Annotated in this window: 23 protein-coding genes, 1 tRNA gene and 2 rRNA genes; 10 read left to right on the top strand and 16 right to left on the bottom strand. The window is 42.2% G+C overall.

The window, feature by feature from the left end; genetic code table 11:
* Positions 1-3 precede the first annotated feature (3 nt).
* From rsxD to DK415_RS03695, 5 genes are all read left to right on the top strand, one after another.
* Entirely contained in the window at positions 4-1,095 is a 1,092-nt protein-coding gene (gene rsxD, locus DK415_RS03675) for an electron transport complex subunit RsxD (protein WP_109432512.1), read from the top strand.
* A 10-nt stretch (positions 1,096-1,105) separates the two neighbouring features.
* Complete coding sequence (gene rsxG / locus DK415_RS03680) at positions 1,106-1,717, top strand: electron transport complex subunit RsxG (RefSeq protein ID WP_109432513.1); 612 nt, start codon at positions 1,106-1,108, stop codon at positions 1,715-1,717.
* Positions 1,717-2,424, top strand: a complete 708-nt coding sequence (locus DK415_RS03685) for an electron transport complex subunit E (protein ID WP_109432514.1) — start codon at positions 1,717-1,719, stop codon at positions 2,422-2,424. The genes rsxG and DK415_RS03685 overlap by 1 nt, the downstream gene beginning before the upstream one ends.
* A 211-nt stretch (positions 2,425-2,635) precedes the next feature.
* On the top strand, positions 2,636-3,271 hold the full coding sequence (nth, locus tag DK415_RS03690) for an endonuclease III (RefSeq protein WP_109432515.1): 636 nt from the start codon (positions 2,636-2,638) through the stop codon (positions 3,269-3,271).
* A gap of 16 nt (positions 3,272-3,287) precedes the next feature.
* On the top strand, positions 3,288-4,658 hold the full coding sequence (locus DK415_RS03695) for a sodium-dependent transporter (protein WP_109432516.1): 1,371 nt from the start codon (positions 3,288-3,290) through the stop codon (positions 4,656-4,658).
* A 48-nt stretch (positions 4,659-4,706) separates the two neighbouring features.
* Here the strand turns inward: DK415_RS03695 and DK415_RS03700 are convergent, their stop codons facing one another.
* The 9 genes from DK415_RS03700 to DK415_RS03735 form a co-directional block, all read right to left on the bottom strand.
* A complete protein-coding gene (locus DK415_RS03700; RefSeq protein ID WP_109432517.1) occupies positions 4,707-5,651 on the bottom strand; it encodes a transketolase family protein in 945 nt (314 codons plus the stop codon).
* On the bottom strand, positions 5,641-6,465 hold the full coding sequence (locus DK415_RS03705; protein ID WP_109432518.1) for a transketolase: 825 nt from the start codon (positions 6,463-6,465) through the stop codon (positions 5,641-5,643). The genes DK415_RS03700 and DK415_RS03705 overlap by 11 nt, the downstream gene beginning before the upstream one ends.
* A 10-nt stretch (positions 6,466-6,475) precedes the next feature.
* Complete coding sequence (locus DK415_RS03710) at positions 6,476-7,831, bottom strand: PTS ascorbate transporter subunit IIC (RefSeq protein ID WP_109432519.1); 1,356 nt, start codon at positions 7,829-7,831, stop codon at positions 6,476-6,478.
* Between the two features lie 17 nt (positions 7,832-7,848).
* Positions 7,849-8,118 (bottom strand): PTS sugar transporter subunit IIB, encoded by a 270-nt coding sequence (locus DK415_RS03715; RefSeq protein WP_109432520.1) that lies wholly within the window; start codon positions 8,116-8,118, stop codon positions 7,849-7,851.
* 18 nt (positions 8,119-8,136) lie between these two features.
* Positions 8,137-8,388 (bottom strand): hypothetical protein, encoded by a 252-nt coding sequence (locus DK415_RS09455; protein ID WP_162540462.1) that lies wholly within the window; start codon positions 8,386-8,388, stop codon positions 8,137-8,139.
* 221 nt (positions 8,389-8,609) lie between these two features.
* Positions 8,610-10,553: an ABC transporter ATP-binding protein gene (locus tag DK415_RS03720; protein WP_109432521.1), complete on the bottom strand. Its 1,944-nt coding sequence runs from the start codon at positions 10,551-10,553 to the stop codon at positions 8,610-8,612.
* A gap of 103 nt (positions 10,554-10,656) precedes the next feature.
* Positions 10,657-12,009, bottom strand: a complete 1,353-nt coding sequence (locus DK415_RS03725) for an anti-phage deoxyguanosine triphosphatase (RefSeq protein WP_109432522.1) — start codon at positions 12,007-12,009, stop codon at positions 10,657-10,659.
* Position 12,010: 1 nt separating this feature from the next.
* Complete coding sequence (locus DK415_RS03730; protein ID WP_204098394.1) at positions 12,011-12,706, bottom strand: CidB/LrgB family autolysis modulator; 696 nt, start codon at positions 12,704-12,706, stop codon at positions 12,011-12,013.
* Entirely contained in the window at positions 12,703-13,113 is a 411-nt protein-coding gene (locus DK415_RS03735) for a CidA/LrgA family protein (RefSeq protein WP_109432524.1), read from the bottom strand. Before DK415_RS03735 ends, DK415_RS03730 begins: the two co-directional genes overlap by 4 nt.
* A 249-nt stretch (positions 13,114-13,362) precedes the next feature.
* Between DK415_RS03735 and DK415_RS03740 the strand changes: the two genes are divergently transcribed.
* The 4 genes from DK415_RS03740 to DK415_RS03755 all read left to right on the top strand — a co-directional run bounded on the left by DK415_RS03740 (position 13,363) and on the right by DK415_RS03755 (position 15,620).
* Positions 13,363-13,448 (top strand) — tRNA-Leu (locus DK415_RS03740).
* Between the two features lie 113 nt (positions 13,449-13,561).
* Entirely contained in the window at positions 13,562-14,038 is a 477-nt protein-coding gene (locus tag DK415_RS03745) for a thermonuclease family protein (protein ID WP_109432525.1), read from the top strand.
* A 5-nt stretch (positions 14,039-14,043) separates the two neighbouring features.
* A complete protein-coding gene (locus DK415_RS03750) occupies positions 14,044-15,243 on the top strand; it encodes an aminotransferase class V-fold PLP-dependent enzyme (RefSeq protein WP_109432526.1) in 1,200 nt (399 codons plus the stop codon).
* Positions 15,240-15,620 (top strand): SufE family protein, encoded by a 381-nt coding sequence (locus tag DK415_RS03755; RefSeq protein ID WP_109432527.1) that lies wholly within the window; start codon positions 15,240-15,242, stop codon positions 15,618-15,620. The genes DK415_RS03750 and DK415_RS03755 overlap by 4 nt, the downstream gene beginning before the upstream one ends.
* Positions 15,621-15,657: 37 nt before the next feature.
* Here the strand turns inward: DK415_RS03755 and hldE are convergent, their stop codons facing one another.
* Positions 15,658-17,088, bottom strand: coding sequence for a bifunctional D-glycero-beta-D-manno-heptose-7-phosphate kinase/D-glycero-beta-D-manno-heptose 1-phosphate adenylyltransferase HldE (hldE, locus tag DK415_RS03760; protein WP_109432528.1), 1,431 nt, complete (start codon positions 17,086-17,088; stop codon positions 15,658-15,660).
* A 117-nt stretch (positions 17,089-17,205) separates the two neighbouring features.
* Here hldE and DK415_RS03765 point away from each other — a divergent pair, with 117 nt between their 5' ends.
* Positions 17,206-18,141, top strand: a complete 936-nt coding sequence (locus DK415_RS03765) for a Kdo(2)-lipid IV(A) acyltransferase (protein WP_109432529.1) — start codon at positions 17,206-17,208, stop codon at positions 18,139-18,141.
* A 50-nt stretch (positions 18,142-18,191) separates the two neighbouring features.
* Here the strand turns inward: DK415_RS03765 and DK415_RS03770 are convergent, their stop codons facing one another.
* From DK415_RS03770 to DK415_RS03795, 6 genes are all read right to left on the bottom strand, one after another.
* Positions 18,192-18,752 (bottom strand): TorD/DmsD family molecular chaperone, encoded by a 561-nt coding sequence (locus DK415_RS03770; RefSeq protein WP_109432530.1) that lies wholly within the window; start codon positions 18,750-18,752, stop codon positions 18,192-18,194.
* Entirely contained in the window at positions 18,752-19,363 is a 612-nt protein-coding gene (locus tag DK415_RS03775) for an NAD(P)H-dependent oxidoreductase (protein ID WP_109432531.1), read from the bottom strand. The genes DK415_RS03770 and DK415_RS03775 overlap by 1 nt, the downstream gene beginning before the upstream one ends.
* An 8-nt stretch (positions 19,364-19,371) precedes the next feature.
* The gene (locus DK415_RS03780) at positions 19,372-19,818 is read right to left on the bottom strand and encodes an NfeD family protein (RefSeq protein ID WP_109432532.1); all 447 of its coding nucleotides are present in this window, start codon (positions 19,816-19,818) and stop codon (positions 19,372-19,374) included.
* 19 nt (positions 19,819-19,837) lie between these two features.
* Positions 19,838-20,764, bottom strand: coding sequence for an SPFH domain-containing protein (locus DK415_RS03785; protein ID WP_109432533.1), 927 nt, complete (start codon positions 20,762-20,764; stop codon positions 19,838-19,840).
* Between the two features lie 187 nt (positions 20,765-20,951).
* Positions 20,952-21,067, bottom strand: a 5S ribosomal RNA gene (rrf, locus tag DK415_RS03790).
* 150 nt (positions 21,068-21,217) lie between these two features.
* Positions 21,218-21,398: ribosomal RNA gene (locus DK415_RS03795) — 23S ribosomal RNA — on the bottom strand; the annotation flags it as partial.

Below are 21,398 nucleotides of genomic sequence, written 5' to 3' on the forward strand. Positions count from 1 at the left end.
TACATGTTTAAGATGATCAGTTCACCCCACACCCATTCAGGTAAACTCACGGCGCGCGTGATGTTTTGGGTGATTCTCGCCATGATTCCGGCAATCATTTTGCAAATTTATTATTTTGGATTTGGCGTATTGATTCAATCAGCGTTAGCCATCGGACTGGCGTTATTACTGGAATGGAGCGTTTCGCTATTACGCAAAAAACCGGCACTGAGCGATATTTCTGATTTTAGCGTCATTTTAACCGCACTGATTCTTGCTGTGGCGATTCCGCCTTATGCGCCTTATTGGATTATTCTTATTGGCACATTTTGTGCGGTGATTCTCGGCAAGCATGTTTATGGTGGTTTGGGACAAAATCCGTTTAACCCTGCTATGGTAGGTTATGTGGTGCTGCTCGTGTCGTTCCCATTACAAATGACCACTTGGATGCCGCCCATTGCGTTATTGGCGGAGCCGCCGACCTTTCATGATGCGGTATTGTTGATTTTCTCCGGACTGACTTCCGACGGTTTTAGTCTTCATCAATTAACGGCGTCCATTGACGGCATTACGCAAGCGACACCGTTAGATACCGTACGAACCTTTTATTCTTCTGCTAGTTCCTGCATAACCGATGCGATATGTTCCGAAGCGGCATTTTATGAATTGACTAACTTACCGATTTTCACGCAAAACGGTTGGGATTTTGCGCAAGGTTGGTGGCAAATTAACTTGGCCTTTTTACTGGGTGGCATCTTTTTAATACTGAAAAAGGTGATTCACTGGCAAATTCCGGTGGCGATGCTAGGCAGTTTTGCGCTATTGAGCTTACTCACCGAACTCTTCGGCAGCGGTGCACACTTAACCGTACCAGCACAGTTATTCAGCGGTGCCATGATGTTCGGCGCATTTTTTATCGCCACCGATCCGGTTACCGCCTCTATTACACCACGAGGCAAACTGGTATTTGGTGTTCTCGTGGGGAGCTTACTATATTTAATCCGTTTTTACGGCAATTATCCTGACGGTGTCGCATTCGCCATTTTACTCAGCAACATTTGTGTGCCATTAATTGACCACTACACCCGTCCGCGCGTTGCCGGCCATCGGAAATAAGGACTTCGCCATGCAAACCATTAAAGTTACCTCTAAATCCGCCATGTTGTTGGCATTCGTGGCATTTTGTTGCACGGCAATATCCAGTGGGGTTTATTTTTTAACTAAAGATAAAATCGCTCAAGCAATGCAAGAGCAACAACGGGCGTTGTTATTACAAGTGATTCCACAGGATTATTTTACCAATGATTTAACGCAAGATTGTGATGTACCGAAAATTGATGCATTGCAAAATGTCGCGATTCAAAAAATCTGTACAGCCAAAAAAGACGGCAAAATCACCGCTTATGCTTTTGAAAGCGTGGCACATGACGGTTACTCCGGTGATATTCGTATTTTAGTCGGCATGAAACCGGACGGCGAAGTGCTTGGCGTGCGTATTACAGAACATCATGAAACACCGGGTTTAGGCGATAAAATCGAAACGCGCATTTCCAATTGGATTTTGAGTTTTGATCATCAAGTCATCAGCCAAGAGAAAGCTGCAGAATGGGCGGTGAAAAAAGACGGTGGGAAATTCGATCAATTTGCCGGCGCCACGATTACGCCGCGTGCCGTTGTCAACCAAGTAAAACGGGCGGCACTTGCCATGTTGGATAACTTGCCGAAAGAGAAAGAATAATGGATAAATTAAATGAGACCGTAGAAACCTCACAAGCAAATGACACTCAAAGTGCGGTGAATATTTCAGATAAAAACAACATTTGGAAAACAATCTTCGTTCAAGGCATTTGGACCAACAACTCCACGGTGGTACAACTGCTTGGATTGTGTCCATTATTGGCAGTCTCCAATTCCGTCACCAATGCTTTGGGTTTAGGTTTAGCCACTATGCTGGTGCTTACTTGTACCAACACGGTGGTATCCATTTTCCGTAAACACATTCCAAATGCAATTCGTATTCCGATTTATGTCATGATCATCGCCAGCACAGTAACGGTGGTGCAATTATTGATGAACGCTTATACTTACGAACTTTATCAATCGCTCGGCATTTTCATTCCGCTTATCGTCACCAACTGTATTGTGATCGGTCGTGCGGAGGCTTTCGCCTCTAAAAACAGCATAGCCCATTCTGCATGGGACGGTTTTTCTATGGGATTGGGCATGTTGCTTGGTTTAGTCGCCCTCGGTGCTATCCGTGAAATTATCGGCAACGGCACCCTGTTTGACGGCATTGAAAATCTGCTAGGCGATTGGGCTGCATTTATGCGAATTGAGTTTTTCCATAGCGACAGTAATCTGCTACTGGCAATTTTGCCCCCCGGTGCATTTATCGGTTTAGCGTTGCTATTAGCGTTAAAAAATATCATAGATACAAAAAAGTAGTTTAAAAATAAATAATGCTCATATAATTCATCCCCATCTAATTTGCCTGAGCGACTGAGAATTTTTAGGAAAATTTAGCTTGTTTGAGCAACCTAGTTGCGAGTTCTAAATTTTCCGTAAAAAAAATTCTCACCAAGCTCAGACAAGCAAATTAGCTTGGGGTGTGTTTTTTGCTACTTTTTTGCACAAGCAAAAAAGTAGAAGGAAAAGTATGAATAAAGAAAAAAGAATTGAGATTCTAAAACGCCTGCGTGCGGCCAATCCGCACCCAACAACGGAACTGAATTTCAGCTCGCCCTTTGAATTATTAATTGCGGTGATTTTGTCGGCACAAGCCACCGATAAAGGGGTGAATAAAGCGACGGATAAGCTGTTTCCTGTCGCCAATACGCCACAAGCGATTTTGGCTTTAGGTGTAGATGGCTTAAAGGAATACATTAAAACTATCGGCTTATTTAACAGCAAAGCAGAAAACATCATTAAAACCTGCCGTGACTTAATTGAAAAACATAACGGCGAAGTCCCGGAAGATCGCAAAGCGTTAGAAGCACTTGCCGGCGTAGGAAGAAAAACCGCGAATGTCGTGTTAAACACCGCATTCGGACACCCGACTATCGCCGTGGATACCCATATTTTCCGCGTCTGCAATCGTACTGCGTTTGCCCCCGGCAAAGATGTGGTGAAAGTCGAAGAAAAATTGATTAAAGTCGTGCCCACCGAATTTAAAGTAGACGTCCACCATTGGTTAATCTTGCACGGACGTTACACCTGTGTCGCCCGTAAACCTCGCTGTGGTGCGTGCATGATTGAAGATTTATGTGAATATAAAAATAAAACAGAATATTAAAAATACAGGAAAACTTATGACAACAAAATCAGAAAGACAAACTTGGTCCAGTCGCTTAACTTATGTCCTTACCGTTGCCGGTGCAACCGTAGGCTTTGGCGCAACATGGCGCTTTCCTTATTTAGTGGGAGAACACGGCGGCGGCGCCTATGTCATGCTGTTCTGTTTAGCCATGATTTTAATTGGGATCCCGATGATTTTAGTGGAAAACGTGATTGGTCGTCGTTTACGTGTCAACTCCATTGATGCCTTCGGTGACAAAATCCACGATAAAAGCAAAGGTATTTCAAAATACTGGAAAATCATCGGCTACATGGGTTTATTGGGTGCATTTGGGATCATGGCTTATTACATGGTGCTTGGCGGCTGGGTGATTACCTATATCGTCAATCTCATCAGTGGCACCCTCGATATTTCTGCGCCTATCACCAAAGATGTAGCTAAAGATTTCTACGATTTACACATCAGTAATAGTCCGATGGAAATCATCATTTACACCGCACTTTTCGTGTTGGTGAATTACATTATTTTGGCAAAAGGCATTATTGGAGGCATTGAGCGCTCAGTGAAATACCTCATGCCTCTACTCTTCATTTTCTTAATTGGTATGGTTATTCGTAACGTGACCTTACCGGGCGCCATGGAAGGGATTACGTTCTACCTCAAACCGGATTTCTCCAAAATCACCGCTGAATTATTTATTTTTGTATTAGGTCAAGTGTTCTTCGCTTTAAGCTTAGGTTTCGGTGTGTTAATCACCCTATCCAGTTACTTAAATAAAGAAGAAAATTTAATCCAAACGGCAGTTATCACCGGCTTCACTAACACCATTATCGCCGTGTTAGCCGGCTTTATGATCTTCCCATCCTTGTTTACCTTCGGTATTGAACCCAATGCAGGCCCAACCTTAGTGTTCCAAAGCTTGCCGATTGTGTTCTCCCATTTATGGGCAGGAAAATTCTTTGCGATTATCTTCTTCGGCTTATTGCTTATCGCTGCTTTAACGACATCTATCACCATTTACGAAGTGATTATTACAGCCCTGCAAGAAAAACTCAGAATGCGTCGTAGCAAAGCCATTATCTTAACCCTCGGCGGGATTTTCCTTTTAGGTAACGTGCCGGCAATTCTAGGCGACAATCTGTGGAAAGACGTGACTTTCTTCGGTAAAAGCATTTTCGATGCCTTCGATTTCGTCAGCGGCAATATTCTGTTTATGCTTACCGCCCTCGGTTGCGCCCTTTTCGTTGGTTTCGTGCTAAAAGACGAAGCGAAAAAAGAACTCTCTCCGACACCCAACTCTCTCTTTACCAAGGTTTGGTTTAACTATGTAAAATTTGTGGTGCCGTTTATTATTTTGGTGATTTTTATTAGTAATCTGATTTAACAAAAAAAGTGCGGTGAAAATTCACCGCACTTTTTTCTTTCATTATGGCTAAAACAACGTTAACGCCTGTCTTACAATGTGCTCTGCCGTAAGTTCGTATTCATTCATCAAAAAGTCTAACGAACCGACTTGTCCGTAGCGTTCTTTAATACCGATTCGGCGCATTGGGGTTGGACAATGCTCCGCTAACACTTCCGCCACAGCCGAACCTAAGCCGTTTTGAATGCTGTGATTCTCGCAAGTGACAATCTTGCCTGTATTCTTAGCACATTGAATAACGCATTCCTGATCCAACGGTTTAAGCGTAAACATATCCACCACCGTAGCTTCAACGCCTTGTTCTGCCAACATATCCGCGGCTTTCAAGGCTTCCGCTACCATAATGCCATTGGCAATTAACGTAATGTCTTTGCCTTCACGGAGCACTTTTGCTTTGCCAATAGTGAAGGTTTCATTTTCATCGTAAATTTTGACCGCACTTTTACGGATGGTACGTACCCAATAAAAGCCTTTTAACGCCACCAGCTGCCGAACAATATTTTTCATCATGGTGCCGTCGGTAATTTCCAACACCTTGGCATGCGCCAATCCACGAATGATCCCCATATCTTCAAAAGACATATGCGTGCCGCCATTATACACCGCCGTGACACCCGCATCGGATGCAATCACTTTCACGTTCGCCTGTTGATAATCTACCGACATAAACAATTGATCCAAGCAACGACGGCTGGCAAAAGAAGTGAAGGAATGAAAGAACGGGATATGTCCGGCAATAGCAAGCCCTGCTGCCATACCCACCACATTGGCCTCCATAATACCGCAGTTAATCACTTGATTCGGCAGTTTTTTCTGCACGGTATCCATGGTCATGCAGCTCATTAAATCGGCATCCAATTCAGTCACCAACGGATTTTCTTGCATACATTCTTGCAAGGTGTTGGCGTAAATTTTGCGCATTTCTAACGCATCGCGCTCTAACTTAATCGCCATATTCCGCCTCCAATTTATCTATTGCCAACAGAATCTGCGCACGGCTTTCATCGTTTAAACGCAAGTGATGATTGTTAGCAAGATTCTCGATATAAGGCACACCTTGCCCTTTTTTAGAATCTAAAATCACGGCTAACGGACGGCTTGAAGCGGCGGAAAGTACGCGACAAAGCGCTTCAATATCATCTCCTTTCACCGTTTCCACAGCAAAACCGAAGGCTGCAAATTTCTCCTGCAAACTGAATGGATTGATGATGTCCGTTAAGCAGCCGTCTAATTGCAATTTGTTGTAATCCACGATCACGCACAAATTCGTCAAATTACGGTGGGCAATAAACTGGAAAGCTTCCCAACATTGGCCTTCATTCAATTCACCATCGCCGACAATACAAAACGTGCGATTTAATTTACCGCGTAATTGATGAGAAAGGGCAATGCCCGCCGCGATAGAAATTCCCTGCCCCAAAGATCCTGTGGTAGCATCCACACCCGGCGTTTTCAAACGATCTGGGTGGCTTGGCAAAAAAGTGCGGTCAGTATTTAAAGTAAAAAGTTGCTCAAGAGGAAAATAGCCTTTTAAGGCAAGGGTGGCATATAAAGCGGGCCCTGCATGCCCTTTGGATAACACAAAATAATCGCGTTCTTCCCAGTGAGGTTCTCTCGGATTCAGGCGCATAACCTTGCCGTATAACACGGCAAGGGTTTCCACAATGGAAAGGCTACCACCGAAGTGGCCAAAGCCTAGATGCACTAGCGATTTTAATGTGTTAAGACGAATTTTCTGAGCAAACCGTTGAAGTTCTGCCGTATTCATCTTATTCACCTTATTTTGACATTGTTGGTTTTTTCGCAATGTAGTTATAGCCTACTAGCAACGCAAAGACACTCACTACAGAGATTAAAATCATTTCTTTAGAGAAATATTGTGCCATGTAACCTAATAAAATACCGACACCACCGAAGTCTGCATCAGAGAAAGTAGTATTAGCAAAGCCAAGCGAACCTAACACCGGCAATAAAAAGACCGGCAAGAAGGTAATCAACAAGCCGTGAGCAAATGCACCTAAAATCGCGCCACGACGACCGCCAGTAGCATTACCGAACACGCCAGCCGTTGCACCACAGAAAAAGTGCGGTACAACACCAGGTAGAATGAGAACCCAGTTTAATTGATTTAACAATGCCAAGCCGACAATTCCTCCCACAAAACTGGAAAGAAAGCCGATAAGCACAGCATTTGGTGCATATGGGAAGACAATCGGGCAATCCAATGCCGGTTTAGCCTCCGGCACGAGTTTTTCAGAAATCCCTGTAAAGGCTGGCACGATTTCTGCCAAAATCAAACGCACACCTTGCAAAATGATGAACACCCCGGCTGCGAAAGTAATCGCTTGAATCGCGGCATACACTAAATAATGTTGTCCGTTACTGAATTGTGTCGTGACATATTCGCTACCGGAAGCGATGGCAAGAATGAAATAAATCACCATCATAGTCAGTGAAATGGAAATGGAGCTGTCACGCAGGAAGCTTAAATTTTTTGGCAAATCCATTTCTTCTGTAGATTTAGAGCCTTTGCCCACAGCTTGACCAATCGCGCCGGAAAGCACATAGCCCAAAGTGCCGAAATGCCCAAATCCCACATCGTTACTACCGGTAATTTTCTTCATATAAAAATGAGCAATCGCCGGGAAAAATGCCATGACAAGACCTAGCGCCAAGGAACCGGTAAAGATTAATTCGACACCCTCTAAACCCGCAACCGTTAAAATCACCGCAATCATACAAGCCATATAAAACGTATGATGTCCAGTTAAGAAAATGAATTTTAAACGGGTAAAACGCGCGACTAAAATATTTGCCACCATACCAAACGCCATGATAAGTGCGGTCGCCGTACCATATTTTTCCACCGCCATGGAAACGATAGCCTCGTTATTCGGAATGATCCCTTGCACATTAAAGCCATGCTCAAACATGCCCCCCAGTGGTGCAAGCGAGCCAACCAATACGCCGGCACCGCCACCTAAAACAATAAAACCTAAAATAGTTTTAATTGTGCCTTTCACCACATCAGGAAAGGATTTTTTCTGCATCAATAAGCCAACCAAAGCAATAAGACCAACTAAAATAGAAGGCACTTTTAAGATGTCTAAAATAAAGAAAAGTAGAGAGTCCATAGCCCTTCCTCCTTCAGTTATCGATTAAAATAGGCAGACAATTTTTCTTCAAATTCACTGACACTCACAATATTTTTCACGATGACGATTTTTTCCATCGGAATTGAACTGCTTTGTGCAATGTCGCTCGCCATAATAAACACATCCGCATCATTTACTGTCACCGATGCCAAATCCGTATGAGCCACTTCAGCATCAATCCCCAATTTAGCGAGTGTCTTTTTAGCATTCATTTCCATCATAAAGCTGCTTCCTAAACCGGAACCGCAAACTGCCATTATTTTCATAATTTTTCTCCTATTGGGTTAATCATAATTAATGACTTCTGATATAGCTGACACATCGAAAGAATTAGCGAAATGTTTCATCACAACTGGTGGTGTACTTAAAAAATAAGACTCACTTTCATCATAAAGTGGGGAACGTCGTTCAAGATAGGGGGATGCTATCAACGTAGATTTGTGTCGCGATTTTGTAGCGATTAGCTCTGTCTGCTGCCATGTTTCAGCAGTATTCGAGAATTGAATTAGAGAAAGGGGCAAATGATCTTTTAGCATAGTTCATCCCTGTTCCTGGATAATCGAATCCAGTCTATTGTGGAATGATGCTATTGATCAATGCATAGGTTCTAAAACTGTGATCGGAGCAACATTTTGATAAGAGAATACGGTGATATAGCAACACTAAATTAACAAAAAAGTGCGGTCAAGATTTCCAGCGCGTTAAAACGCCCCGAAAAATGACCGCACTTTTCTTGCATTAAATACACGGAAACTGACTATTTCCCTTCCGCCAAATTTTTCTTTTCTTCCAATTCTTCCCAACGCATAAACGCGGTTTCCAGTTCTGCTTCGGCATCTGCCAACCCTTTCAGTTTGGCATCCGTGACATCGTGAGATTGTTGGAAGAAATTCGGGTCGCCGATTTCGGTTTGAAGTGCGGTGATTTTTTCTTCTAAATCTTCCAACAGTTGCGGAAGTTGTTCCAGTTCACGCTGTTCTTTGTAAGAAAGTTTAACGGATTTGGGTTTATTGGAAACCGATTTATTTTCCACCGCACTTTCTTCTTTTTTCGGCGTCACTTTTTTCTGTGCCGCAGTATTCTGTTCTGCTTTTTGAGCAAAATAATTGGCTTGTTGCTGTTTGGCATCGAAGAAGCCACCAACGTATTTGTTCAACACACCGTTGCCTTCAAAGATGTAACATTCCGTAGCGGTGTTGTCGATGAATTGACGGTCGTGGCTGACGATGAGCAATGTGCCTTGGTAATCTGTGAGGATTTCCTCCAAAAGCTCTAAGGTTTCTACGTCCAAATCGTTAGTCGGTTCATCGAGAATCAATAAATTATTCGGTTTCAATAATAATTTTGCCAATAACAAGCGGTTACGTTCACCTCCGGAAAGGGCTTTTACCGGCGTCATGGCGCGTTTCGGTGGGAACAAGAAATCTTGCAAATAACCCAACACATGGCGTTTGATGCCGTTGACTTCCACGTCCTGCTTGCCATCGGCGACGTTATCCATCACGGATTTTTCCGGATCAAGATCGGCACGATATTGATCAAAATAGGCAATGTCTAATTTGGTTCCACAGCGAATGGAGCCGCTTGTGGGTTGAATTTCACCGAGCAGCAATTTGATAAAGGTGGTTTTACCACACCCGTTCGGGCCGACTAAAGCGATTTTGTCGCCGCGTAAAATGGTGGTACTAAAATCGTTAAGTAATTGTTTGCCGTCAATGTTGTAACTGACGTTTTCCATTTCAAACACGATTTTGCCGGAGCGGCTGGAGGTGTCTAATTGCAATTTTGCGGTGCCCATCACATCACGACGTTGGCGACGTTCTTCGCGCATGGCTTTTAACGCGCGTACGCGTCCTTCGTTACGGGTGCGACGGGCTTTGATGCCTTGGCGAATCCATACTTCTTCTTGTGCCAAGCGTTTATCAAATAGCTCATTTTGTAACGCTTCTACCCGTAAGTTTTCTTCTTTAGTGGTGAGATATAAATCGTAGTTACCGGGATAAGAAACCAATTTGCCGCGATCTAAATCCACGATGCGAGTCGCCATTTTGCGAATGAAAGAACGGTCGTGAGAAATAAACACAATGCTCCCGCCAAATTCCATCAGGAAATTTTCTAGCCATTCAATGGCATCCACGTCCAAGTGGTTAGTCGGCTCATCCAACAACAGTACATCCGGATTACACACCAAGGCACGCGCCAAAGCAGCTTTACGCAACCAACCACCGGATAAATCAGCAAGTTTCGTATTCGGATTTAATTCCAATTTTTGTAACACTTCATTGATTTTATTTTCAAATTGCCAACCGTTAGCGTGTTCCAATTTAGCTTGAATTTGGGCAAGCTGATTTAACGTCTGATCGCTGTAATGCTGCTCTAGCTGCACGGAAATATGATGGTATTCCTTCAATAAATCCGCCAAATGCTCAATCCCTTCCGCCACATAATCAAACACATTGCCTTCTGCATGGCGCGGCGGATCCTGCTCTAAGCGGGACACTACCAAGTCTTTTTCATACTGCACTTTGCCATCATCCATGATGACATCGCCGGCAATAATTTTAAGCAACGTAGATTTGCCTGCGCCATTGCGGCCGACTAAACAGACGCGTTCGTTAGGTTCGATATGTAACTCCGCATGATCCAATAAAGGGGCGTCGCTGAAAGAAAGATATCCGTTGGTTAAGCTGATAAGTGCCACAAAAAAATCCTATAAAAAATGAGAAAAAGAGTGATGAAATGGCTTATGCTTCGACAAGCTCAGCAACCGCCATTTCACATTTATGATAAATAACGACCGCACTTTAAAGTTGCTGATACACTTTCAATGCATACGCATCCGACATGCCGGCAATGTAATCGCAAATCACGCGTTTTTTGCCGTTTTCTTCTGCATTCCGCCAGCGGTTGGCGGTGTTGGTTGGGAGTAAGCGTTGTGGATCTGAATCAAAAATTTGAAACAGTTCCGTCAAAATACGCTGACCTTTGTATTCTACACGTTGAGTTTCCACGTTATTAATCACGTATTTCTGGACAAAATTTTTGAACACTTTCAATACATCCACCACTTCCGACGGTAATTCGGCGTTATAACGCAACAGCGGATCGGTAAATTCAGGCTGAATTTTCCAACGCACATTAGTGATGAAATAATTTACTAACGCACCGATAGCGTTTTTGCGTAAGTAATGTTGATCGGAAAACAGTTTTGTACTGATATCTTCAATATATTGTCGCATCCAATCTGATTGACAGTCTTTCAATGCATTCAAGGCCTCTTGCCATTGCTGTACATTGACCACACCGACGACGATGGCATCTTCCAAATCATGCACGCCATAAGCGATGTCATCCGCTAGCTCCATAATGCTACAGTCGAGGGATTTAAAACGAGTCTTTAAAATCTCTTGCGGATTTGACCGCACTTTTTGGAGTAAACCGAATAACGCACGATCACTTTCAGAAAGCGGCTCGAGCAACCAGTTAAACATGTCAAGATCGTCACGGAATAATCCTTTCCCGGGCCGCCAGTCAGCGATTTTGACATAACGAGGATCACTGTGTTGGCTTTCAGCGAATTGATCATATTGCGCGGAAGAGACATCCAAAATGGTCGGGTATTTCACAATGCCAAGAATGGTGCGACGGGTTAAATTCATGCCGGCATTAGGCGTGTAAGGTTCAAGCTTGGTGAGCAACCGAAAGGTCTGCGCATTGCCTTCAAAACCGCCATTATTGCGCATCATATAATTCAGTGCGACCTCGCCACCATGCCCAAAAGGCGGATGGCCTATGTCGTGCGCAAAACACAAACTTTCGATTAAATCATTGGTGGGCAACAAAGGGCTAAGTTGCTTTTGCAACTCGCTTTTATCCTGAGACAGTTGTTGTGCCAAGGTAGCAAAGGCTTCAGCAAATTTCAGTTGCGCCACAAGGCTGCTGCCAATTTGTGCCACTTCTAAAGAATGGGTTAATCGAGTGCGGTAAAAATCATTTTCGCCCACGGCATGAATTTGCGTTTTTGCTTGTAAACAACGAAAAGCGGCGGAATGAAGAATACGCCCGCGATCACGACGAAACGGCGGGCGGTGGTCTTTTTCCCGTGGTTTATCGTCAATAAAACGTTGCTGCCAACAGGGATTAATTTGATTTTTCATGCTATACCAATACGTAGATCAATTTGAAGACAAAAGGTGCCAAAATTGAGCTAATGATACCGCACAATACTAAAGAAATGGAACTGTAACTCCCTGCTTTTGCATTATTTTCCATGCAACTGACCGTGCCTAACGCATGAGAAACAGCCCCAACGGATAAACCGATCGCTTCTTGATTTTTTAAGCCAATTTTTTTTAAGAGTAAATAGCCGAAAATGGATCCTTGCAAACCGGCAACGACGACCCCAACAGCGGCCACCGAAGGAATCCCGCCCAAATTTTCAGATACTGCCATGGCAATCGGTGTAGTAATAGATTTCGGTAAAATAGTCGCCACAATATCCGGTTTCGCCCCCAGAAGTAATGCCAATACGGCGCCGCTAATCATAGATAAAAGAGAAGCAGAGACGGTGGTAATCAAAATGATTTGCCAATGACGACCAATTTGACGAATTTGTTCATATAACGGCACCGCCAACGCAACAATACTCACGCCCAATAAATTATTCAGCGGCGCATTACCGACCATATAGGTGTCATAAGGCAGATGAAATGCCAACAAGATAGCCACTAACATTAGCACGGTTAACACAAAGCTATTTAATACCACCGATTTCCAACGTTGATTGATTTTCACCGCCAAAACAAAAGCAAGAATTGTCAATAATGTATAAGCATAAACAAAATAAGACATCATTCCTCCTTCACCCGTTTTTTCATGATTTTATGTTTGAGATGTGTAAAGGATTTGAGGGAAAACAGATAGTCAGACACTAAACCGATCACAACCAAGGTCACGCAAGTACTGACAATATTCGGCACTAATAATTCTTTCATTTGATCCATGAGCAAGCCGGAATATTTGACGATTCCCACACTGACCGGCACAAATAATAACGCCATATAACGAATTAAAAGACGGGAGGAAAACATCACCCACTCCACTTTGACGATACGTAACATCAAGCAGGTAAACAGTAACAATAATCCCCAAATACTCGATGGAATACCAATAGGAACGTAATGGGCGATAAGTTCGCCCAAATACAACATGAAATACAATACAAGCAACGATCTGACTAAATCAAAAACTTTCCGATACATTATAAAAACTCAACTTTTTTTTAAACTTTAAAATAATTTTACTCCTATTTAGTTAGGAGGGGAATTTTTTATTCAAAACGTGGAGGGAGTAACGCCAGAAAAAGAAAAAAGTGCGGTGAACATTTCACAGATAAAAAATCATCAAATGTGTTGAATTTTATACAGTTAAATAAAATTACAAAGTTTTTACTTGCAACTGAAATACAATCCCTTATAATACCGCTCGTTTTTACGAGACTTATCAGTGTTGCCTGGGTGGCGAAATTGGTAGACGCAGCGGATTCAAAATCCGCCGTTGAATAAACGTGTCGGTTCGAGTCCGACCCTAGGCACCAATGATAAGTTTCTGAAAAATGAAAGCTGCGGTAAAACGCAGCTTTTTTTGTAACTGAATCTTCCCTTCCGCTTAAAATTTACCGAGAAAAACGACCGCACTTTTAATGTGCTAATGATTATGCCACAAGGATTTTTCTGCATTCTACTGTTGCTACTCTCTTTTACACTTCAGGCAAAAACGCTTACTTGTCGTGTTGTAGGCATCACTGATGGCGACACCTTTAGCTGCCTAACCACAAATAACCAACAGATAAAAGTACGTTTAGCCGAAATTGACGCCCCTGAGCATAACCAACCTTTCGGTAAAAAATCTCGTCAACGACTCGCTTCACTCATTCACCAACGACATGTCAAACTGGCGGTTACAGGAGAAGATCGTTATCATCGCACGTTAGCCACGGTATATAATTCCCAAAGGCAAAATGTCAATTTAATCATGGTGCAGCAAGGCATGGCCTGGGCATATAAACAATATGCGACGACACCCATTTATGCCCAAGCCGAACAAATTGCCCAAAATAAACGCCTTGGTTTATGGCAGGATCGTTCTCCAATTGAACCGCACTTATGGCGTCATTCCAAAAGGTAAATTACATGAATTTTGAGCCTATGACATTTCGTCAATATTTTCCTTATTTCACGCATAACGATGCGGTGGTGTATTTAGATAACGCTGCAACAACATTAAAACCACAATGTCTCATTGATGCCACGGTGGATTTTTACCGGTCTGCCGGTTCGGTGCACCGTAGCCAATATGATGAAAAACAGACCGCACTTTACGAGCAAGCTCGTACTCGTGTAAAACACCTCATTAATGCGGAAGATGAACAAGCGGTCATTTGGACATCTGGCACTACTCAAGGGATTAATACCGTTGCAAATGGCTTATTGCCACATCTAAAGACAGGCGATGAAATCATTATTAGTGAAGCGGATCATCACGCCAATTTCGTTACTTGGCATCAAATTGCCGAAAAAAGCGGGGCAAAACTTCATGTATTACCGATTGATGATAGTTGGTTAATTAACACCGAAACCTTGCTAAAACAATTAAATCCAAACACTAAACTAGTGGCGTTAAATTTTGCATCGAATGTCACCGGTACTCAGCAACCTGTCAAACAACTGATTCAGCACATTCGAGACAAGAGTTCTGCCTTAGTTTTGTTAGATGCCGCGCAAGCGATTAGCCACATTAAAATCGACCTAGCTGAATTAGATGCCGATTTTATTGCTTTTTCCGCCCATAAAATTTACGGACCAACCGGACTTGGCGTGTTAAGCGGAAAATTATCCTCACTCAATTTGCTACAACCGCTACAATATGGCGGTAAAATGATCAGCAAAGTCAGCAAAGAGCAAATTACGTTTTCAGCGTTGCCTTACCGTTTAGAAGCCGGCACTCCCAATATTTCCGCCGTCATTGGTTTCAACGCAGTGTTAGCGTGGCTAAGCCAATGGGATATTGCAGAAATGGAATCCTCCGCTGTACATTTAGCAGAAATTACCCGCAAGCGCTTAAGCCAGTATGAAAAATGTAAACTCTTTAATTCGCCACAACCAAGTTCGGTGGTCAGTTTCGTTTTTGAAGACATTAATGCTTCCGATTTAGCCACCTTACTCGCAGAACAACAGATTGCGCTACGCGTTGGAGAGCATTGTGCACAGCCTTATTTGGCGCGATTAGGGCAAACAGCTACGCTACGCTTATCTTTTGCGCCGTACAATGTAGCCTCAGAGGTCGAAACCTTCTTTAACGCATTAGATAAAAGTTTAGAATTATTAAGATGAATATTGAACAACAATTAGTTGAAACAAAACATTGGGAAGATCGCTATCGCTTGATTATTCAAGCTGGAAAAAACCTTCCTGAGCCAAACGAAGAAGAATTGGCAACGATGCAAAGCATTCCGGGCTGTGAAGTGCAAGTCTGGTTTAAATTCACCGAAAAAACGGACCGCACTTTTCACTTTCAAGCTTACAGCGAAGCACGCATTATGAATGGCTTGTTGTGGATTTTGTTGCAACGTATTGAAAATCAACCTGCAGAGGTTTTACGCCAATTTGACCTAACCGCTTATTTCAATGCATTAGGCATTGCTCAACGGTTAAGTTCCACTCGATTAAATGGTTTGAAGCATATTGAAAAAATTTTGCATCACTTATAAATAAAAAAGCGCGAATAAACCGCGCTTTTTGTTTGAGTTATTTTTCCAAATGCTTAATTTTCTTGATCACGTTCGATGTGGAAAAACCATTCTCAAAATTCAGCACTTTCACATCGCCACCGTTTGCCCAGACTTCTTTGCTACCGGCTATATCTTCCGGTTTATAGTCGCCGCCTTTCACCAATAAATCAGGCAATACTTCACCAATTAAACGTTGCGGCGTATCTTCATCAAAGGCAACCAACCAATCCACAGAAGAAAGACCGGCAAGCACAGCCATTCTCGAGGCTAAATGATTAATCGGTCGTTCTTCACCTTTTAAGCGTTTTACCGATTCATCCGTATTCACAGCAACAATTAAACGATCACCTAGCTTACGGGCATTTTCTAAGTAAGACACGTGACCAGGATGCAAAATATCAAAACACCCGTTTGTCATCACGATTTTCTCGCCACGATCTTTTGCCAATTTAACGGCTTGTTTCAATTCATCTTCAGTCATCACACCAAAACCGGTGGTAGTTCGTCCATGAATCGCATTTTCCAACTCGACAGTTGAAACGGTTGATGTGCCCAATTTACCCACCACAATACCGGCGGCTACATTGGATAAATAACAGGCTTCTTCAAAACTACGCCCATCTGCTAACGCGATTGCAAGTACACTGATCACCGTATCGCCGGCCCCTGTTACATCAAAGACTTCTTTTGCCTCTGTCGGCAAATGGAATACCGGTTGATTTGGACGCAATAAGGTCATGCCTTTTTCAGAACGTGTCACCAAAAGTGCGGTGAGATTGATGTCTGAAATGAGTTTCAGCCCCTTGTCGATAATATCTTGTTCGGAATGACATTTCCCCACGACAGCTTCAAATTCCGACATATTCGGCGTTAGCAAGGTTGCACCGCGATAACGTTCAAAATCAGTCCCTTTCGGATCGATCAATACCGGCACATTGGCATTGCGCGCAATTTGAATCATTTTTTGTACATCATTTAAGGTGCCTTTGCCGTAATCCGAAAGCACTAAAGCACCGTAATTTTTGACCGCACTTTCTAATTTTTGTAATAAATTTTCGCTTGTCACATTTTGAAAGCCTTCTTCAAAATCAAGACGTAAAAGCTGTTGATGACGGGATAAAATACGTAACTTGGTAATCGTTGGATGGGTAGATAATTGGACAAAGTTACAATCGATTTTTTGTTGTTGTAATAATGCGGTTAATGCAACACCCGCCTCATCCTGACCGGTCAAACCAAGCAACTGTACCGGCACATTTAATGACGCAATGTTCATCGCCACGTTTGCTGCACCGCCCGCACGCTCTTCATTTTTCTGAACGCGTACCACCGGCACCGGCGCTTCCGGCGAAATTCGATTGGTCGCACCAAACCAATAGCGATCCAACATCACATCGCCTAATACCAAAACTTTTGCCTGATTAAATTGTGCAGAATATTGACCCATTTGATTTTCTCTTAACTTATTGAAATAAAAAATTTTGCTAATATTACCACAAGGGAAATGCTATTTCCTAAAAATTCCGTTAAACTAAAAACCAATTGAAGTCACCCTGTAATCCTTATGGCAAAATCAGTTCTTCCGACATTTAAAATTGAATTTCTCCATCCAAAACACTGGGGCTTTTGGCTCGCACTCGGTATTTTCCGCTTAATTCTACTGCTGCCTTACCCTATTTTATGCAAAATTGGCAATGGATTAGGTTGGCTGTTTGCTAAAACCGGTGTGGGTAAAAGACGCGCTAAGATCGCGAAACGTAATCTGGAACTTTGCTTTCCTGACTGGTCTGAACAACAAATTCATCAGATTTTACACGCCAATTTACGCTCTACTGGTATGGCGATTATTGAAACCGGCATGGCGTGGTTTTGGTCTGATCGCCGTATAAAAAAATGGTCAAAAATTGAAGGACTTAGTTATTTAAAAGACAATTTAGCCGATGGCATCATTTTCGTTGGCGTGCATTTTTTAACGCTTGAATTAGGCGCTCGTATTGTTGGCATTCATCAACCGGGCATTGGCGTTTATCGCCCCAACGATAATCCATTGTTTGATTGGGTTCAAACACAAGGGAGATTACGCTCCAATAAAGCGATGCTGGATCGTAAAGATCTCCGTGGCATGATTAAGGCAATAAAAAACGGCGATATCATTTGGTATGCCCCAGATCACGATTATGGTCGAAAAAATGCCGTTTTCGTGCCGTTTTTTGCGGTTCCTCACGCTGCAACAACAACCGGTAGTTATTACTTATTAAAGTCTTCTCCAAACAGTAAAGTGATTCCTTTCGCGCCGCTTAGAAACGCAGATAATTCCGGCTATACGGTCACCATCTCTCCGCCGGTCGATTTTTCTGATCTACATGATGAAGCTGAAATTGCGGCAAGAATGAACCAAGTGATTGAAACAGAAATTATGAAAGGCGTTGAACAGTATATGTGGCTCCATCGCCGCTTTAAAACACAACCGAATGAAGACAATCATTTATATAAAGACTAGATACAAAAAAAGTGAGCCGCAAGCTCACCTTTATTTTGAATGATTTTTTATCATGCTTCCGAATCTAACTCATCAGCCATCGCAGAGAGAATTTCACGCGTTAAATAAGCCAAAGAACGATAAAACGGCAGTGTAGCCTGTGTTTCAACTTTCACTAAAAACTTGGCAGCACAAGGCAGAAGAAAACGTTCAAATAATTCCTGTTGAGCGCTTAAAGAATCCGCATTATCTTCCAACCAAGATGCGGTTAACAATAACATGGCAAAATGCTCGATATTCTCGGCTTCAGGCAAACCACGAACTTGGCGAAAATCATGAAACTCTTCAACAGAAATGTCATACGCAGAAATTTCCGTTGCAACATTTCCGGATTCACCAAAAAGCTTTTGGTATTCTTTATCTAACAAGGTTAAATCAATTGCCATTTGTAATGAATCTAACGCCTTTTGGCTGTCATTATCTTCGTTTAATGCCCAAACTTGAGATAAATTACCTTGATTTAGCCAAGCAAATACACTGGATAAAATAGGATCTGTCGGCTGACGATAAAATAAATTACCAAATAATCGACTAATCAAAGAAAAGTTATTTAATTGTAGGTTCTCTTGCATTATGCCTTATCCTCTTTCGCTAAAAGTGCAGTCAGATTTTCTTGCGTTTTTTGTGTCGCACGATTCAAAATATTCAAATAACCTGCTTCATTTAATAAATGTATATCGCCAAAAATATCATGCTGAATATCCGTAATACCGCAGAAATTAAATAAACCATCAACCAAACAGGTTTGCAACGCTTTATCAAAATTCAGACTTTGGTAACGCTCAAGATTATTTCCCATGGTGATAAAATGCTGCATTTTCTTATCGCTCAATAAACCTACCGAACAACCATTTTCAGTTTGATAAGCAAAGCCATAACTCAAAACTCGATCCAAATAGCCTTTCAAAATTGCCGGGAATCCCATCCACCAAAGTGGATAGGACAACGTAATCAAATCAGCTTGTTTTATCAGACTTTGTTCAAATTTCACTTCTTCCGGTACAATGCCAGCCTGACAAGCACCTAATTCATCCCAAGACAAAATGGGATTAAAATTTAACGTATAAAGATCTCGTACAATCGTTTCGACGTTCATTTCATGCGATGCCTGAACAATACGTTCTACTAAAGCTCGATTAAAACTTTGTTGGTTAGGGTGAGCAAAAATAATTAAATGGTTCATTAACGTCCTTAAATCTTGTTAACTTTTAATGTAATACTATCCACAGCGGTTACTTCAACAATGTCATTCACCGCTAAATCAGGTCCTTGTATTCGCCAAGTAGTATCGCCAAAAGCGCCTCTACCAATACCATTTTCACCAATTTCCAAAACTTTGCCCTGCGCCCCTATCATTGCATGATCCCGTTGGTTAAGAACACTTTTTGATTGATCGATTTGATCTTTACCATGTTGATAACGCCACCAGATAATACTGAAAATACTAGCAATAACGGCGTACATTACCGCAAGAAAAGAAAGAGGTAGCGTAGGAATCAATTTTGTAATAACTGCAATCACAATGGCAGATAATCCCCACCATAAAAGAAAAACACCAGGCACTAAAATTTCAGCAATAAGCAAGACAAAACCAAGAATAAGCCAATGCCAACCCCCCCAGTCTGTTAACCATTCCATACCAACCTCTACTTTATGATTAATTTGTTTTTTTATCGGATTTTAATAGCTCAGAAATTCCTGCAATTGAACCGATTAAATTACCCGCTTCTAAAGGCATTAAAACAACCTTACTGTTATCCGAACCACCAATTTCTTTCAATGCTTCAGTATATTTTTGTGCGATAAAGTAATTAATTGCTTTAGTATCACCATTAGCAATCGCATCAGATACCATTTGAGTCGCTTTTGCTTCTGCTTCAGCTGCACGTTCACGGGCTTCAGCCTGTAAGAATGCCTCTTGTCGTTCCCCTTCTGCTTTCAGAATACGAGATTGTTTTTCCCCTTCTGCTCGCAAAATTTCTGCTTGACGAACACCTTCTGCTTCTAAAATATCCGCACGTTTATTACGTTCTGCTTTCATTTGAGCATTCATCGCTGCAATCAGTTCATGTGGAGGACGAACATCACGGATTTCAATACGGGTGACTTTGATTCCCCAAGGATTTGTGGCTTCATCCACAATAGACAGTAATCGGCTATTAATAGAATCGCGCTGAGATAACATTTCATCCAATTCCATAGAACCTAATACTGTACGAATATTCGTCATAGTAAGGTTAATGATAGCTTGCTCTAGATGATTTACTTCATAAGCGGCATTACGTGCGTCAATAACTTGAACGAAACATACCGCATCAATAGCGACGTTGGCATTATCTTTTGAAATAACTTCTTGTGATGGAATATCTAAAACCTGTTCCATCATATTAATTTTACGACCTACACGATCAACGAATGGAACAACAAAATTCAAACCAGGCATTAAAGTACGGGTATAACGACCAAAACGCTCAATAGTCCAGTTATATCCCTGAGGAACAGTCTTAAGCGTAGAATAGAGCACAACGCCAACAAGAACGACAAAAACAATAGCGGCAATTGGTAAGCCATCTAAAAAATACATAATTTTCTCCTTAAAGCATCAATAGCATCCGTTAAAGAATAACAATTAGCATAAAATTTGTATATAACAATTCAGCTAGGTTTTATTGTCTGCAGTTATACTATCTTCTTCTGTTTATTATTATCTTCTTTCCTATTCCCCCAAAAGCAAAAACCCCCGATGCTCTCACATCAGGGGTTCATATTAGGCTTGGCGGTGACCTACTCTCACATGGGGATGCCCCACACTACCATCGGCATTACGGCGTTTCACTTCTGAGTTCGGTATGGAGTCAGGTGGGCCCACCGCACTATCGCCGCCAATATTCTTTATGATTTCTATCTCTTCTTATTCGCGTCTTCTTAATCTAAAAACAAGCCTTCTCTTAACTCTCTCTTCTACGTCCACTCTCTTAACTGTTATCCTTCCAACTCGCTCATGTCCAGGGTAACCCCAAAAACACTTGAGCGTTGTATGGCTAAGCCTCTCGGGCAATTAGTATGCGTTAGCTCAATGTATCACTACACTTACACACCGCACCTATCTACGTCTTAGTCTTAAACAACCCTTACTGTCTTAAAGACAGGGAGAACTCATCTCTTGGCAAGTTTCGTGCTTAGATGCTTTCAGCACTTATCTCTTCCGCATGTAGCTA

This window comes from Aggregatibacter segnis (genome assembly GCF_003130075.1).
GTDB classification, from domain to species: domain Bacteria; phylum Pseudomonadota; class Gammaproteobacteria; order Enterobacterales; family Pasteurellaceae; genus Aggregatibacter; species Aggregatibacter segnis_A.